Source organism: Mycobacterium gordonae (assembly GCF_017086405.1).
Classification (GTDB): Bacteria; Actinomycetota; Actinomycetes; order Mycobacteriales; family Mycobacteriaceae; genus Mycobacterium; species Mycobacterium gordonae_D.
This window is the reverse complement of the sequence record NZ_CP070973.1, coordinates 5614461-5630108: the sequence shown is the minus strand read 5'-3', so window position 1 is coordinate 5630108 and position 15648 is coordinate 5614461. Positions and strand designations below refer to the sequence as shown.

The following is a 15648-nucleotide window of genomic DNA, read 5'->3' as shown; positions in this document are numbered from 1 at the left end:
CGGGCGGTCACAGAAGGGAAGGCGGAAGGGAAGTCATGGCCCACGAGTCCGCACTCGCTGCGCGCGCCCGTGCCGAGTCGGAGCCGGTGCGGCCCTACTATCGGGCCGTCGGCAACGAAGAGGCCGTCTTCAAGGCCGCATACCGGCAGCATCTGACGGTCCTGCTCAAGGGCCCCACGGGGTGCGGCAAGACCCGCTTCGTCGAGGCGATGGCCCACGACCTGGGCCGGCCGTTGATCACCGTCGCCTGCCACGACGATCTCACCACCGCCGATCTGGTCGGTCGTTATCTGCTACGGGGCGGCGAGACGGTGTGGGTGGACGGGCCGCTCACCAGGGCCGTGCGGGACGGCGCGATCTGCTACCTCGACGAGGTGGTGGAGGCCCGCCAGGACACCACCGTGGTGCTGCACCCGCTCGCCGACCATCGCCGCCAGCTGCCCATCGAGCGCCTCGGCGTCACGCTCGACGCGGCCGAAGGATTCGGGCTCGTGGTGTCGTACAACCCGGGCTATCAGAGCGTGCTCAAGGACCTCAAGGATTCCACCCGCCAGCGCATGGTGGCCATCGAATTCGGCTTTCCTGCAGCCGATGTGGAACAGGGAATCGTCGCACACGAAGCAGGCGTGGATGCCGCGACGGCCGCTGAGCTGGTGCGTCTCGGCCAGGCCATCCGCCGGCTGGAAACCGGGGGACTGCGCGAGGTCGCCTCCACCCGGGTGCTGATCGCCGCGGGCCGGCTCATCGTGGAGGGGCTGAGCATGTCCGAGGCCGCCCGCGCCGCGATCGCCGGGCCACTGACCGACGATGTGGCGGTGGGTAGGGCGCTGGGCGAGATGATCGAGGTCTATCTGGGTAGCGCCGGCGGAGTCGGCAATTGACGGTCTAGGTGTGCCCGGTTAGGATTCGGAACAAATATTAGGTTTCATCAGGCGGCGGCGCTGGATGAGTCCGGGGAGGTCACATGTCCTACGAAAGCACCGCGGAGCCGATCAAGGTCGGCTACCTGATGGACTTCAAGCTCCCGCCTGGTTTTCCGGAGGAACTGTTCGCCTCGTTCACCCAGACCTTCGACCTCGTCTTCGAAGAGGCTCTCGCCCAGGGTTTGATGGACCGTTCGGTGCAGATGGTCTATCGCGAAGTGGAGGGCCTTCCCAAAGGCTCGGTCAAGGCCGTGATCGACGCCTACGCAGAACTGGTCGACGAGGGCTGCCTGGTGGTCTTCGGTCCGAACATCACCGACAACTGCGTACCATTGCGGGAGGAGGTCGAGGAGCGGTTCAAGGTTCCGGCGATCAGTGTGACGGGGACCGATGACTGGTTGGGGGAGTGGACCTTCGCCTTCCCGCAGGGCTCGATGACCGATGAGCCGATCTTCCTGGCCGACCTCATCGCCAAGCGAGGCATCAGCGAGATCGGCGTGCTGGTCGAACAGAGCCTGATCGGCGAGAGCTACCTGAAAAACCTGCGAAGTGCGTGTCGTCGCAAAGGCATTCGGATCGTGGCGGAAGTCTCGGTCGCCCAGACGGCCCAAGATGTCAACGCCGCGGTGCAGACTCTGCATGAAGCCAAGTCCGAGGCAATCGTGCACCTGGGATTCGGCTTCGGGATCGTGTTCGTGAACCCGGCGCTGGAATCACTCGGCTGGGACCCGCCCCGTTTCACCACCACCGCCTGGCAGAACGCCTGGGTCAACCCGATCATGTGGAACGCCTTCATGGGTTGGACCGGGGTCGACCAGTACGACGAAGCGAACCGGGTCGGTCAGGAGTTCCTCGACTCCTACGCGGCGAAGTACAACGGCAGCCGGCCCGAGTTCTGCGTGACCGTGGTGAATCGCGACGTTGCCGCGACATTGGTGCGCGCCTTCACCGACGCCCATCCACTGAGCCCCCGGGGCGTCAAAGAGGCTTTGGAGCGGGTGAAGATGCTGCCCGCCTCGTCCGGTGCGCCCGGCACGCGAGTGTCGTTCGGCAAATGGACCCGCCGCGCCTGGATGGGCGCGGGCTACCTCGTCGCACGGACCCTCGACGTCGACGGGGTCAACTCGCACCTGGTCGATCGCTTCGGAGAGTGAGGGCGCGGAGATGAGCACTGAGCAATCCATACCGGTTGCCGCCGAAGAAAAGCCGACGTTCCCACGGCGAGGCACGAAACAAGGCTGGGGTGGCTGGATCGCCGGTGCGGCGCTGGCGGCGTTCGCATTGTTCTTCATCGCGAACTGCCGCACCGCCCTCGACCCACGGGTGGCCAATCCCCATGTGCAGGGCCGCCCGCGTCCTGTCGAGTTCATGTTCGGCTTGGACTACATCGCGTTCCTGGACAGCGCCACCGCGGTGGCCCTGGTCGTGCTCCTGGTGGTTTTCGTCAGGGGCTGGCGGCGCAATCCGGGCAGTCCGGCGATGCTGATGTTCCTGTGCACGACGCTGATCGTCTGGCAAGACCCGATCATGAACTGGGCGCCGTTCGCGGTCTATAACCCCGATCTCATCCACTGGCCCGAGTCCTGGCCTTTGGTGTCCCTGTCGCCGACCGTGGAACCCTTCGTGGTGTTCGGCTACGTGATGTTCTACTTCGGCCCTTACTTCCCGGCGGTTGCGATCTTGCGCAAACTGCAGGCAAAGAATGGGCCAGCGCATTTCGTGTCGAGGCATCCCTTGGTCGGCCTGGGCCTGATCACGTGCGCGATCGGCTTCGTCATGGACGCGTTCCTGGAGAACACGTTGATCCACTGGGGGATGTACATCTATTCGCAGGTGATTCCCTGGGGTTCGGTGTTCACCGGCACGACATTCCAGTTCCCGCTGATCTGGGAGTCCTTGTCGGTGACGTTCGTGATGGTCCCCGCGGCAATCCTGTGTTATCGCGACGACACCGGGAAATCGGTAGCCGAGAAACTCGCCGCCAAGGCGAAACTATTTCCGAGCCGCCCGGTACTCGGCACGTTTGTGGTGATGTTCGCCATCATCAACGTGTCTTACTTCGCCTACGGGGCCTGGTTCTGGGCCATCAAGGTGAGCCACGCGGCCACCTCGGTCGCCTGCCCGTGGCCCTTCCCCGAAGCCAAAGTCTATGATCCACAAGGGTTTTACGAGAAGTCCGGTGCCCAGGGTCCGTACTCGGTGGGCATCTGGTCGACCTGGGCAAGCGGGGAGCCTGACGGGCGGCCGCACGTCGATCCGCCGCCGCCCGGCGCGGGTGCCTGCGCAACCCCCAGCCGGCATGGGTGAGCCCCCTAGCGTCGTCATCACCGGCGCTTCCCGCGGCCTCGGCTTCGCCTCGGCGGTTCGGCTCTATCGCGACGGGTGGCGGGTGATCGCGGCCATGCGCAGCCCGGAGCGGGCATTTCCGTTGCTGCAGAGGGCGACCGGAGCGGCCGATGATGACCCACGGCTGGTCCCCGTGCAGCTCGACCTCACCGACGCCGCCTCGATCTCCGCAGCGGCGAAGGCCATCGAAGAAGCCGTGGGCACCCCCTACGGAATAGTGCACAACGCCGGGATCTCCGCCGCCGGAGTGGTCGAGGAGACCGATACGGCGTTGTGGCAGAGGATGTTTGCGACAAGTGTGCTAGGACCCGTCGCGCTCACCCAGGCACTGCTCCCGTCGATGCGCGCCGCGGGCGAGGGTCGTATCGTGCTGGTGTCCAGCGCGGCCGGGGTCCGGGGCCAACCGGCGACCGCGCCGTACTCGGCCGCCAAGGGGGCCCTGGAACGCTGGGGTGAGTCGATGGCGGGTGAGATCGCGCCATTCGGTCTCGGCGTCACGGTGTTGGTGGCCGGCACCTACGACACGGAGATCATCACCGACGCCGGCACCACCGATGACCGCGACTTCGGCGGCCCCTACGCCCGGCTGCACAACACCATGGACACCCGAGGCAGGCTGGCGATGAGGCTTGCCAGGCCACCCGAGCGGTTCGCCGACGGACTACTCAAGGCCCTCGGTGACACGAAGCCGTTCTGCCGCCGCGGCGCAGGGCCGGACGCTTCGATGCTGCTGGGACTCAACAGGATTCTTCCCGCCGCGGGCATGCACCACCTCTCCCGGCTGGTGTTGGGCATACCGAAACAGGGCTCGATGCGGGATGGGGCGTACCCGTTGACCGCCGGACAACGGGCGATGGTGCTCACTGCGCGTGTGCTTCCGCAGCCGGTGCTGCACCGCTTGGCGGCACTTGCCACCAAGCGACAGTCGGGCAAGGGCAAGGGGATTGAGGGGGACTGACAATGGAACAGCTATTCGACGATCTGGAAGACTTCGGCGCCTTCGACGACGCCATTTCCGGGGACGTGCGCGACCCGTACACCGAGTTGGCGCGGTTGCGCCGCGAGGAACCCGTGCAGCGCCTCGACACCTCCGGTGCGCTGCCGCACGAGGAGTCGTTGCCGATGTTCATCGTGTATCGGCACGAGGACGTCCAGCAGATGCTGCGCGACAACGAGACGTTCTCCTCGGCAGCCGTCATCGCGGCGTTCGGTCCGGTGCTGGGCGAGGGTGTCATGCTCGGGATGGACGAACCGGTGCACGGCCGGCTGCGGTCATTGGTGTCAAAAGCTTTCTCGCAGAAGTCATTGGCACGTTGGCAGGACGAACTCGTGGCCCGGGTGGCGAATAGCCTCATCGACAATTTCGCACCCAATGGCAGAGCAGATCTGGTGAAGGAGTTCACCTTCGACTATCCGAGCCAGATCATTGCGGGCCTGCTGGGCCTGCCGGAACAGGACTACCCGCAGTTCCAGCGCTGGTCGATCTCGCTGCTGAGTTGGCTGATGAATCCGCAACGGGGACTTGCGGCCGCGGCGGCGCTGTGCCGTTATTTCGCCCCCATTCTGGAAGCTCGGCGCGCCGAGCCGAAAGACGACCTGATCAGCGCCCTGGCCGCGGCCGAAATCGACGGGCAGAAGCTGGCCGACGAGGAGATCTTCTCGTTCCTGCGGTTACTGCTGCCTGCCGGGGTGGAGACCACCTACCGGTCGCTGGGCAGCCTGCTGCTGGCGCTGCTGTCCGATCCCGGGCAACTCGAAGCGATCCGGGCGGATCGGTCGCTGCTGCCGCAGGCTATCGAAGAGGGCGTGCGTTGGGAGCCTCCGCTGCTCACCATCACCCGGGTGGCCACCCGCGACACCGAACTCGGCGGGGTGGCGATCCCAGCCGGCGCCACGGTGATGCCGATGCTGGGATCGGCGAACCGTCAGGAGGATCGCTATCCCGATCCCGACCGGTTCGACATCCACCGGCAGGCCAGAGCCCACCTGGGTTGGGGGCACGGCGTCCACGTCTGCCTGGGCATGCACCTGGCGCGTCTGGAGATGCGTACGGCGATCAACCTGCTGCTGGACCGGCTGCCCAATCTGCGGCTGGATCCCGACGCCGACGACCCGCACATCCGCGGCCAGGTCTTCCGTTCGCCGACGTCGCTGCCCGTGCTGTTCGATCCCCAGTAGGTCCTTGGGTGCTTTCCGGTAAGGCTCACCGTAGAGTTACTGTCTATCGGGTGGCCGATTACGTCCCGGCGCTCTCACCAGCGCCTTGTCAAAAGAGAGCTGAACAGATATGGCTGACACTGTAAAGGTCCGGTTCGAGCCGAAGATGATGATCGACGGCAAGCTCGTCGACGGACAGGCCGGCACGTTCACCAACATCAACCCGGCGACGGAGGAGTCCCTCGGCGAGGTCGCCGACGCCTCCAAGGAGGACATGCACCGGGCCATCGACGCCGCCCGGCGCGCCTTCGACGAGACCGACTGGTCCACCAACCGCGAGTTGCGCAAGCGCTGTCTGCTGCAACTGCACGACGCGATCGAGGAGGAGAAGGAGGAGCTGCGCGAAGAGCTCATCCTCGAAGTGGGGTCGCCGCGGGCGATCACCTTCGGTCCCCAGCTGGACGCGCCGCTGGCCGACGGCCTGAAGTACCCCGCCCGGCTGATCGACGACTACCCGTGGGAAACCGATCTCGGCGACCGGGTGATCAGCCTGACCGGCGCCAACACGTCCATCAGGCAATGGCGCGAGCCGGTGGGCGTGGTCGGCGCCATCGTGCCGTGGAACTTCCCCTTCGAGGTGACGCTGAACAAGCTCGGCCAGGCACTGGGCACCGGCAACACCGTCGTGCTCAAACCGGCACCCAACACTCCGTTCAACGCGACCCGGCTCGGCCGGCTGATCGCCGAGAAGACCGACATCCCGGCCGGCGTGGTCAACGTCGTCACCGCATCCGATCACTTTGTGGGAGAAGAGCTTACGCTCTCGCCCAAGGTGGATTTGATCTCGTTCACCGGCTCGACGGTGGTGGGCAAGCGGATCATGGAAAAGGGCGCGGCCACCATGAAGCGGCTGTTCCTGGAACTCGGCGGCAAGTCGGCCACCATCGTTCTCGAGGACGCCGACTTCGGGCTGGCCTGCGCGATCGGCATTGCGCCCTGCATGCACGCCGGTCAGGGCTGCGCCAACCCCACCCGGATGCTGCTGCCGCGGTCACGCTACGACGAGGGTGTCGCGATCCTCAAGAGCATCTACGAGAACGTCACCTGCGGTGACCCCCAGGACCCCGGCACCCTGTGCGGCCCGGTGATTTCCGAGCGGCAACGCGATCGCGTCATGGGCTACATCCGCAAGGGTGTCGAGGAGGGAGCCACCGCCCTGGTCGGCGGGCCGGACGCGCCCACCGGATTCGACAAGGGATTCTTCGTCCGCCCAACGCTTTTCACCGACGTCGACAACTCCATGACGATCGCCCAGGAGGAGATCTTCGGCCCGGTGCTCTCGGTCATACCGTTCGACGACGAAGAGGACGCCATCCGCATCGCCAACGACAGCGTCTACGGCCTGGCCGGCAACATCATGTCGGGTTCCCTCGAGCACTCGCTGGCAGTGGCGCGGCGGACCAGGGCCGGCTTCATCGGCGTCAACGGCGGCGCGCCGTACGGGGCCGACGTACCGTTCGGCGGCTACAAGGAGAGCGGCGTGGGACGGCAGAACGGCATCGCCGGATTCGACCAGTACACCGAGATCAAGTCGGTGGGTTACCCGGTCGGATAATTTTTCGGGCGAAGTGTCCTGATCGGCACCACGCGGTTCGTCCTCTTGATGAGATCGGGGAAATGCCCCGACCATGATCGGCACAGGAGGACACCATGCCGCAATACGCCGCACTCACCTACACCAGGGACGTCGACTGGTCGGCCCCCGAACAGGCCGGTGACATGGCCGAGTACATGAAGTTCGGCCAGGACCACGGTGCCGCGATCCGCGGTGGCGCCGCGCTCTACCCGACCGGCACCGCGACCACCGTCCGGGTCAGCGGCGCCCGCGGCGGCGACGTCGTCACCAGCGACGGCCCGTACGCCGAAACCAAAGAGGCCCTCACCGGCTTCTACCTGATCGAGGCTGCCGACCTGGACGAAGCGCTGCGCATCGCGGCCGAAATCCCCGCGGCCTGGGACGGCGCCGTCGAAGTGCGTCCCGTGATCGAATTCGGCGGCTGACCACCGCAGTCGGTCGATGGACACCGACGCGGCACTGGCCGAAACCGTCCGGATGGAGGGCACACGCATCCTGGCGACCCTCATCCGGACGGTCGGCTCGCTACCCATCGCCGAAGACGCGGTGCAGGAGGCCGCACTGCGGGCACTGCGCGAATGGCCCCGCACCGGGGTGCCGAAGGAACCACGCGCCTGGCTGACGGTGACCGCGCGCCGGGTGGCGATCGACCTGCTGCGCCGGGAAGGCGCCCGGGCGCAGAAGGAGCGTGCCAGCGTGGAACTCACGGTTCCCGACCTGCCTCCCGAGAGTGTGGTGGCCGATGACCGGCTGCGGCTGATCTTCACCTGTTGCCACCCGGCGCTGGCGTTGGAGGCCCAGGTCACGCTCGCCCTGCGCACGCTGTGCGGGCTGTCGCCGGCGCAAATCGCGGCGGTGCTGCTCACGAGTGAAGCAGCTGTTGCCAAGCGTCTCACCCGGACACGGAAAAAGATCGCCACCGCGGCGATCCCGTACCGGGTGCCGGCCGACGAGGAGTTGCCGGCGCGTCTGGCAGCGGTGTGCGCGGTGCTGCACACGTCGTACACGATCGCGCACACCGCGGCCGGCGGCGAACGGCTGACGGACGTCGACGGCACCCGTGAGGCGCTGCGGCTGGCGCGCCTGGTCCACGACCTGATGCCCGACGAGCCCTCGCCGATGGCGGTGCTGGCCCTGCAGCTGCTGACCGAATCCCGGCGGGCCGCGCGCGTGGACGCGGCGGGCGAGCCGATCCCGCTGGCCGAACAGAACCGCTCGCTATGGGACGCCGATGCGATCACCGAAGCGCTTGGGCTGCTGAATGATTCACTACGCCGCACCGGCGCGGTCGCCGACCCCTACCAGTTGCAGGCCGCGATCGCCGCCGAGCATGCGCGGGCCGCGTCGTACCAGGCGACCGACTGGTCCGAGATCGTGCGACTCTACGACCTGCTCATGTCCGTCCGGCCGAGCGCCCCGGTAGCCCTGGCCCGGTCCGTCGCGATCGCCGAACGAGACGGGCCGGCAGCGGGATTGCAGGCGCTGGATCAGCTGGTGACTGACCAGCGCTGGTACGCGGTGCGTGGCGAATTGCTGGCCCGAGCGGACCGGTTAGCCGAGGCCGTGGCTGCTACCCGGGCATCGTTAACCGGGGCGGTTGCGGCCCCGGAACGCCGATACCGCGAGCGGCGGATCGCCGAGTGGTCGCAGCGAGTAGTTAAGTGACATGACAGTGAGTTCTGCTCATATCGACGTGGATGAGCCACCCCTTCATCGACCGTGTTGACACACGAACCACTGACAGCGCGCAGAGTCCACGAGCGGCCGGCAATCCTGGCAGCGTCACAACGCCGCACTTGGCGCGGCGCCGGTGCCGCCGGCCCCACCCTTCCCTCCAGAGCTAAACCCCGCATCCGCCAGCAAAAAGTACTGGCCGAGCTGGCCGGCCCCGGGTGGTCCGCCCGGCGTCCCGTTGCTGGCGCCGGCGTTGCCGCCGCTACCGCCGTTGCCGCCGCTGCCGCCAAAACCACCTTCCAGTTGGGCGCCACCTTGTCCCCCATGGCCGCCAGTTCCTCCGAAGCCGCCGATGCCCCCACCGTCCCCGCCGACCCCGCCGCGACCACCAGTCCCGCCATCACCGCCCGTACCGCGGTCGAAGGCCGGTCCACCCGCGCCACCGGAACCTCCCGCGCCGCCAACCCCTCCGCTGAGTACACCGTAACCGCCCGTGCCGCCCACACCGCCGGTGCCACCGCTGCCACCACCAACACTGAACCCGATACCTCCGTCGCCGCCGTCTCCTGCGGCTCCGCCAGCACCGCCGTTAGCACCAGAACCTCCCGTACCGCCCTTGCCTCCATTCCCGCCAGCCGCGAAGAAGGCGAGAGCATCCGCCGCCCCACTGCCCCCTTGTCCACCCAGCCCGCCGGTGCCGCCGTCGCCGGCGGTTCCGGCTTTGCCGGTGGTGGCGCCGGTGCCGCCGAGTCCGGCTGCCCCGCCGGTGCCGCCGGTGCCGCCGGTGCCGCCGGTGGTGGCGGTCGTGGTGGCGGTGGCGTCGGTGCCGCGTCCGCCGGTGCCCCCGGTGCCCCCGGTGCCCCCGGTGCCGCCTTGGCCGCCGGCGCCTTGCTGGCCGGCGGTGCCGCCGTTGGTGGCTCCGGCCGCGCCGCCGCTGCCGCCGGTGCCTCCGGCGGCGCCGCTGCCGCCGCTGCCGCCCTGCTGCCCGGGTGCGGCGGTGCTGGTGTTGTCGGCGCCGCGCCCGCCGCTGCCGCCGGTGCCGCCGGTGCCGCCGTCGCCGGCGGTTCCGGCTTTGCCGGTGGTGGCGCCGGTGCCGCCGAGTCCGGCTGCCCCGCCGGTGCCGCCGGTGCCGCCGGTGCCGCCGGTGGTGGCGGTCGTGGTGGCGGTGGCGTCGGTGCCGCGTCCGCCGGTGCCCCCGGTGCCCCCGGTGCCCCCGGTGCCGCCTTGGCCGCCGGCGCCTTGCTGGCCGGCGGTGCCGCCGTTGGTGGCTCCGGCCGCGCCGCCGCTGCCGCCGGTGCCTCCGGCGGCGCCGCTGCCGCCGCTGCCGCCCTGCTGCCCGGGTGCGGCGGTGCTGGTGTTGTCGGCGCCGCGCCCGCCGCTGCCGCCGGTGCCGCCGGTGCCGCCGTCGCCGGCGGTTCCGGCTTTGCCGGTGGTGGCGCCGGTGCCGCCGAGTCCGGCTGCCCCGCCGGTGCCGCCGGTGCCGCCGGTGCCGCCGGTGGTGGCGGTCGTGGTGGCGGTGGCGTCGGTGCCGCGTCCGCCGGTGCCCCCGGTGCCCCCGGTGCCCCCGGTGCCGCCTTGGCCGCCGGCGCCTTGCTGGCCGGCGGTGCCGCCGTTGGTGGCTCCGGCCGCGCCGCCGCTGCCGCCGGTGCCTCCGGCGGCGCCGCTGCCGCCGCTGCCGCCCTGCTGCCCGGGTGCGGCGGTGCTGGTGTTGTCGGCGCCGCGCCCGCCGCTGCCGCCGGTGCCGCCGGTGCCGCCGTCGCCGGCGGTTCCGGCTTTGCCGGTGGTGGCGCCGGTGCCGCCGAGTCCGGCTGCCCCGCCGGTGCCGCCGGTGCCGCCGGTGCCGCCGGTGGTGGCGGTCGTGGTGGCGGTGGCGTCGGTGCCGCGTCCGCCGGTGCCCCCGGTGCCCCCGGTGCCCCCGGTGCCGCCTTGGCCGCCGGCGCCTTGCTGGCCGGCGGTGCCGCCGTTGGTGGCTCCGGCCGCGCCGCCGCTGCCGCCGGTGCCTCCGGCGGCGCCGCTGCCGCCGCTGCCGCCCTGCTGCCCGGGTGCGGCGGTGCTGGTGTTGTCGGCGCCGCGCCCGCCGCTGCCGCCGGTGCCGCCGGTGCCGCCGTCGCCGGCGGTTCCGGCTTTGCCGGTGGTGGCGCCGGTGCCGCCGAGTCCGGCTGCCCCGCCGGTGCCGCCGGTGCCGCCGGTGCCGCCGGTGGTGGCGGTCGTGGTGGCGGTGGCGTCGGTGCCGCGTCCGCCGGTGCCCCCGGTGCCCCCGGTGCCGCCTTGGCCGCCGGCGCCTTGCTGGCCGGCGGTGCCGCCGTTGGTGGCTCCGGCCGCGCCGCCGCTGCCGCCGGTGCCTCCGGCGGCGCCGCTGCCGCCGCTGCCGCCCTGCTGCCCGGGTGCGGCGGTGCTGGTGTTGTCGGCGCCGCGCCCGCCGCTGCCGCCGGTGCCGCCGGTGCCGCCGTCGCCGGCGGTTCCGGCTTTGCCGGTGGTGGCGCCGGTGCCGCCGAGTCCGGCTGCCCCGCCGGTGCCGCCGGTGCCGCCGGTGCCGCCGGTGGTGGCGGTCGTGGTGGCGGTGGCGTCGGTGCCGCGTCCGCCGGTGCCCCCGGTGCCCCCGGTGCCCCCGGTGCCGCCTTGGCCGCCGGCGCCTTGCTGGCCGGCGGTGCCGCCGTTGGTGGCTCCGGCCGCGCCGCCGCTGCCGCCGGTGCCTCCGGCGGCGCCGCTGCCGCCGCTGCCGCCCTGCTGCCCGGGTGCGGCGGTGCTGGTGTTGTCGGCGCCGCGCCCGCCGCTGCCGCCGGTGCCGCCGGTGCCGCCGTCGCCGGCGGTTCCGGCTTTGCCGGTGGTGGCGCCGGTGCCGCCGAGTCCGGCTGCCCCGCCGGTGCCGCCGGTGCCGCCGGTGCCGCCGGTGGTGGCGGTCGTGGTGGCGGTGGCGTCGGTGCCGCGTCCGCCGGTGCCCCCGGTGCCCCCGGTGCCGCCTTGGCCGCCGGCGCCTTGCTGGCCGGCGGTGCCGCCGTTGGTGGCTCCGGCCGCGCCGCCGCTGCCGCCGGTGCCTCCGGCGGCGCCGCTGCCGCCGCTGCCGCCCTGCTGCCCGGGTGCGGCGGTGCTGGTGTTGTCGGCGCCGCGCCCGCCGCTGCCGCCGGTGCCGCCGGTGCCGCCGTCGCCGGCGGTTCCGGCTTTGCCGGTGGTGGCGCCGGTGCCGCCGAGTCCGGCTGCCCCGCCGGTGCCGCCGGTGCCGCCGGTGCCGCCGGTGGTGGCGGTCGTGGTGGCGGTGGCGTCGGTGCCGCGTCCGCCGGTGCCCCCGGTGCCCCCGGTGCCCCCGGTGCCGCCTTGGCCGCCGGCGCCTTGCTGGCCGGCGGTGCCGCCGTTGGTGGCTCCGGCCGCGCCGCCGCTGCCGCCGGTGCCTCCGGCGGCGCCGCTGCCGCCGCTGCCGCCCTGCTGCCCGGGTGCGGCGGTGCTGGTGTTGTCGGCGCCGCGCCCGCCGCTGCCGCCGGTGCCGCCGGTGCCGCCGTCGCCGGCGGTTCCGGCTTTGCCGGTGGTGGCGCCGGTGCCGCCGAGTCCGGCTGCCCCGCCGGTGCCGCCGGTGCCGCCGGTGCCGCCGGTGGTGGCGGTCGTGGTGGCGGTGGCGTCGGTGCCGCGTCCGCCGGTGCCCCCGGTGCCCCCGGTGCCCCCGGTGCCGCCTTGGCCGCCGGCGCCTTGCTGGCCGGCGGTGCCGCCGTTGGTGGCTCCGGCCGCGCCGCCGCTGCCGCCGGTGCCTCCGGCGGCGCCGCTGCCGCCGCTGCCGCCCTGCTGCCCGGGTGCGGCGGTGCTGGTGTTGTCGGCGCCGCGCCCGCCGCTGCCGCCGGTGCCGCCGGTGCCGCCGTCGCCGGCGGTTCCGGCTTTGCCGGTGGTGGCGCCGGTGCCGCCGAGTCCGGCTGCCCCGCCGGTGCCGCCGGTGCCGCCGGTGCCGCCGGTGGTGGCGGTCGTGGTGGCGGTGGCGTCGGTGCCGCGTCCGCCGGTGCCCCCGGTGCCCCCGGTGCCCCCGGTGCCGCCTTGGCCGCCGGCGCCTTGCTGGCCGGCGGTGCCGCCGTTGGTGGCTCCGGCCGCGCCGCCGCTGCCGCCGGTGCCTCCGGCGGCGCCGCTGCCGCCGCTGCCGCCCTGCTGCCCGGGTGCGGCGGTGCTGGTGTTGTCGGCGCCGCGCCCGCCGCTGCCGCCGGTGCCGCCGGTGCCGCCGTCGCCGGCGGTTCCGGCTTTGCCGGTGGTGGCGCCGGTGCCGCCGAGTCCGGCTGCCCCGCCGGTGCCGCCGGTGCCGCCGGTGCCGCCGGTGGTGGCGGTCGTGGTGGCGGTGGCGTCGGTGCCGCGTCCGCCGGTGCCCCCGGTGCCCCCGGTGCCCCCGGTGCCGCCTTGGCCGCCGGCGCCTTGCTGGCCGGCGGTGCCGCCGTTGGTGGCTCCGGCCGCGCCGCCGCTGCCGCCGGTGCCTCCGGCGGCGCCGCTGCCGCCGCTGCCGCCCTGCTGCCCGGGTGCGGCGGTGCTGGTGTTGTCGGCGCCGCGCCCGCCGCTGCCGCCGGTGCCGCCGGTGCCGCCGTCGCCGGCGGTTCCGGCTTTGCCGGTGGTGGCGCCGGTGCCGCCGAGTCCGGCTGCCCCGCCGGTGCCGCCGGTGCCGCCGGTGCCGCCGGTGGTGGCGGTCGTGGTGGCGGTGGCGTCGGTGCCGCGTCCGCCGGTGCCCCCGGTGCCCCCGGTGCCCCCGGTGCCGCCTTGGCCGCCGGCGCCTTGCTGGCCGGCGGTGCCGCCGTTGGTGGCTCCGGCCGCGCCGCCGCTGCCGCCGGTGCCTCCGGCGGCGCCGCTGCCGCCGCTGCCGCCCTGCTGCCCGGGTGCGGCGGTGCTGGTGTTGTCGGCGCCGCGCCCGCCGCTGCCGCCGGTGCCGCCGGTGCCGCCGTCGCCGGCGGTTCCGGCTTTGCCGGTGGTGGCGCCGGTGCCGCCGAGTCCGGCTGCCCCGCCGGTGCCGCCGGTGCCGCCGGTACCGCCGGTGGTGGCGGTCGTGGTGGCGGTGGCGTCGGTGCCGCGTCCGCCGGTGCCCCCGGTGCCCCCGATGCCCCCGGTGCCGCCGTCGCCGGCGATCCCGGTCGCGCCACCACTTCCGCCACCGCCTCCTGCCCCGCCGGCGCCACCCGCGCCTCCATTGGCGTTAGGGCTTCCGGTACCGCCAGTCGCGGCAGCAGCCCCTGCGCCACCCGCTCCGCCCGTTCCGCCCGTGCCCCCGATGCCGTCAGTGCCACCGGTTCCGCCTACACCGCCGGCTCCGCCATTGCCGCCGGAGCCGCCTGGTGTGACGGCGTCGGCGCCGGCCCCTCCCGCGCCACCGTTGCCGGCTCTCGCAACAGCGCCGGCTGCCCCATCGACTCCCATGGCCAAGCCGGTGCCGCCGGTGCCGCCTGCTCCGCGCAAACCGCTATGACCGCCACTACCGCCGACTCCTCCGATACCCGTGCTGTTGTTGGCAAAGGTGCCGGCGGCGCCGGTGCCCCCATCACCGCCCACACCGGCCGCGCCGCCTCTGCCGCCGGCTCCACCAGCGCCGGGGTGGCTGCCAAGTCCGCCGAGGTATTCGCCACCGCTCGGGCCACCGGCGCCGCCATCGCCGCCCAACCCGCCGCTCCCGCCGGCTCCACCGTTGCCGCCCGCTCCGTTATCAGTCGAAGTCCACGTTCCGGTCACACCGTTGCCGCCCGAACCGCCGGCACCCCCGGCCCCGCCGAGCCCTCCCGTCCCGCCGTCACCCCAGATCAGTCCGCCGGCCCCGCCGTTTCCGCCGCTGCCACCGAGACCACCGTCGGAGCCGTTTCCGCCGGTGTTGCCTGCCACGCCGTTGACGCCTGCACCGCCTGTTCCACCCGTACCGCCGAGGCCGAACAGCCCAGCATGACCCCCGTCGCCGCCCCGACCGGCTGTGACGCCGGGGGCCAGAGCAGCCCCGCCGCTACCGCCGGCGCCACCGCCGCCCAAGAACCAGCTGCCGTTGCCGCCGGCGCCGCCGCTCCCGCCATTGACCCCGCCGCCGCCGCCGGTCCCGCCATTGCCCCAAAGCCAGCCACCATTGCCACCAACTCCACCAGGCGCGCCCGGACCGCCGGCACCGCCGACGCCTCCGTTTCCGATGAGTCCTGCAGCACCTCCAGCGCCGCCGGCCGTGCCGGGGCTGGCACCGGGCGCACCGTGGCCGCCGTTTCCGTAAAGCAAGCCCCCGGCGCCGCCGGGTTGCCCGGGCGCCGAAGCGTTTGCGCCGTCGCCGATCAACGGACGTCCCAGCGTCGCTTGAGTGGGTGCGTTGAGCAAGGCCAGAAGTTCGTCCTGCATCAGAAGCGGAAAGTTGATCGCTTCTGCAGCCTCGTAAGCCATTCCTGCGCCACTCACCGCCTGCACGAATTGGCCATGGAAGGCTGAAACTTGTTCGCTCACCATCTGGAACTCCTGGGCGTGGCTGCTGAACAACGCCGCGACCGCAACTGACACCTCGTCTTCAGCTGCGGCGAGGATATCCATCGTCGGGGTTGCCCCGGCCCGTTGAGCCGCGGCAAGAGTCGATCCAATTCGTTTCAGATCTGCGGCCGACGCGGCCACTAGCTCCGGCATCACCGTTAGATATGGCATGCTGACCTCCCGTCTAGCGGTGCACGACGGCCAGCGGTCGTTCGGTCGCATGGCGATCTCCGAAAGATGGCTCGCGAGTCCCTAGATTGTTCAAGTCCGGTCCTGACAAACGTTGGCACCGGTCCACGCCGGGGTCCATAACAGGATTGCGAACATACCGATGCGTTCGACGCAAGGGTCCTCGTCGCGCTCGCATGGTGAGTGTCGGGTCACTCTGATGGTGACCAACGCGGCCATGCCACCCCGCCCCGTGCTCTCCCAACCGGATGGTTGACAATCTAGGTAACCGCACGTGTCAAAGGA

The 15648-nt window shown here is 72.3% G+C and carries 9 protein-coding genes; 8 read left to right on the top strand and 1 reads right to left on the bottom strand.

Annotated features, from left to right (window positions below):
* Positions 1-35: 35 nt before the first annotated feature.
* The 8 genes from JX552_RS23905 to JX552_RS23870 all read left to right on the top strand — a co-directional run bounded on the left by JX552_RS23905 (position 36) and on the right by JX552_RS23870 (position 8727).
* Entirely contained in the window at positions 36-881 is an 846-nt protein-coding gene (locus tag JX552_RS23905; RefSeq protein ID WP_205874309.1) for a CbbQ/NirQ/NorQ/GpvN family protein, read from the top strand.
* A gap of 83 nt (positions 882-964) precedes the next feature.
* Positions 965-2077, top strand: a complete 1113-nt coding sequence (locus JX552_RS23900) for an ABC transporter substrate-binding protein (protein WP_205874308.1) — start codon at positions 965-967, stop codon at positions 2075-2077.
* Between the two features lie 10 nt (positions 2078-2087).
* Positions 2088-3230 carry a spirocyclase AveC family protein gene (locus JX552_RS23895; protein WP_205874307.1) on the top strand — a complete coding sequence of 381 codons (1143 nt, stop codon included), beginning with the start codon at positions 2088-2090 and terminating at the stop codon, positions 3228-3230.
* Entirely contained in the window at positions 3223-4227 is a 1005-nt protein-coding gene (locus JX552_RS23890; protein ID WP_205874306.1) for an SDR family oxidoreductase, read from the top strand. The genes JX552_RS23895 and JX552_RS23890 overlap by 8 nt, the downstream gene beginning before the upstream one ends.
* 2 nt (positions 4228-4229) lie before the next feature.
* Positions 4230-5447: a cytochrome P450 gene (locus JX552_RS23885; protein WP_205874305.1), complete on the top strand. Its 1218-nt coding sequence runs from the start codon at positions 4230-4232 to the stop codon at positions 5445-5447.
* Between the two features lie 109 nt (positions 5448-5556).
* Entirely contained in the window at positions 5557-7041 is a 1485-nt protein-coding gene (locus tag JX552_RS23880) for an aldehyde dehydrogenase family protein (protein WP_205874304.1), read from the top strand.
* 95 nt (positions 7042-7136) lie between these two features.
* Positions 7137-7487, top strand: coding sequence for a YciI family protein (locus JX552_RS23875; RefSeq protein ID WP_055579814.1), 351 nt, complete (start codon positions 7137-7139; stop codon positions 7485-7487).
* A gap of 16 nt (positions 7488-7503) precedes the next feature.
* The gene (locus JX552_RS23870) at positions 7504-8727 is read left to right on the top strand and encodes an RNA polymerase sigma factor (RefSeq protein WP_205874303.1); all 1224 of its coding nucleotides are present in this window, start codon (positions 7504-7506) and stop codon (positions 8725-8727) included.
* A 117-nt stretch (positions 8728-8844) separates the two neighbouring features.
* Here the strand turns inward: JX552_RS23870 and JX552_RS23865 are convergent, their stop codons facing one another.
* Entirely contained in the window at positions 8845-15345 is a 6501-nt protein-coding gene (locus JX552_RS23865; protein WP_205874302.1) for a PE family protein, read from the bottom strand.
* Positions 15346-15648 lie beyond the last annotated feature (303 nt).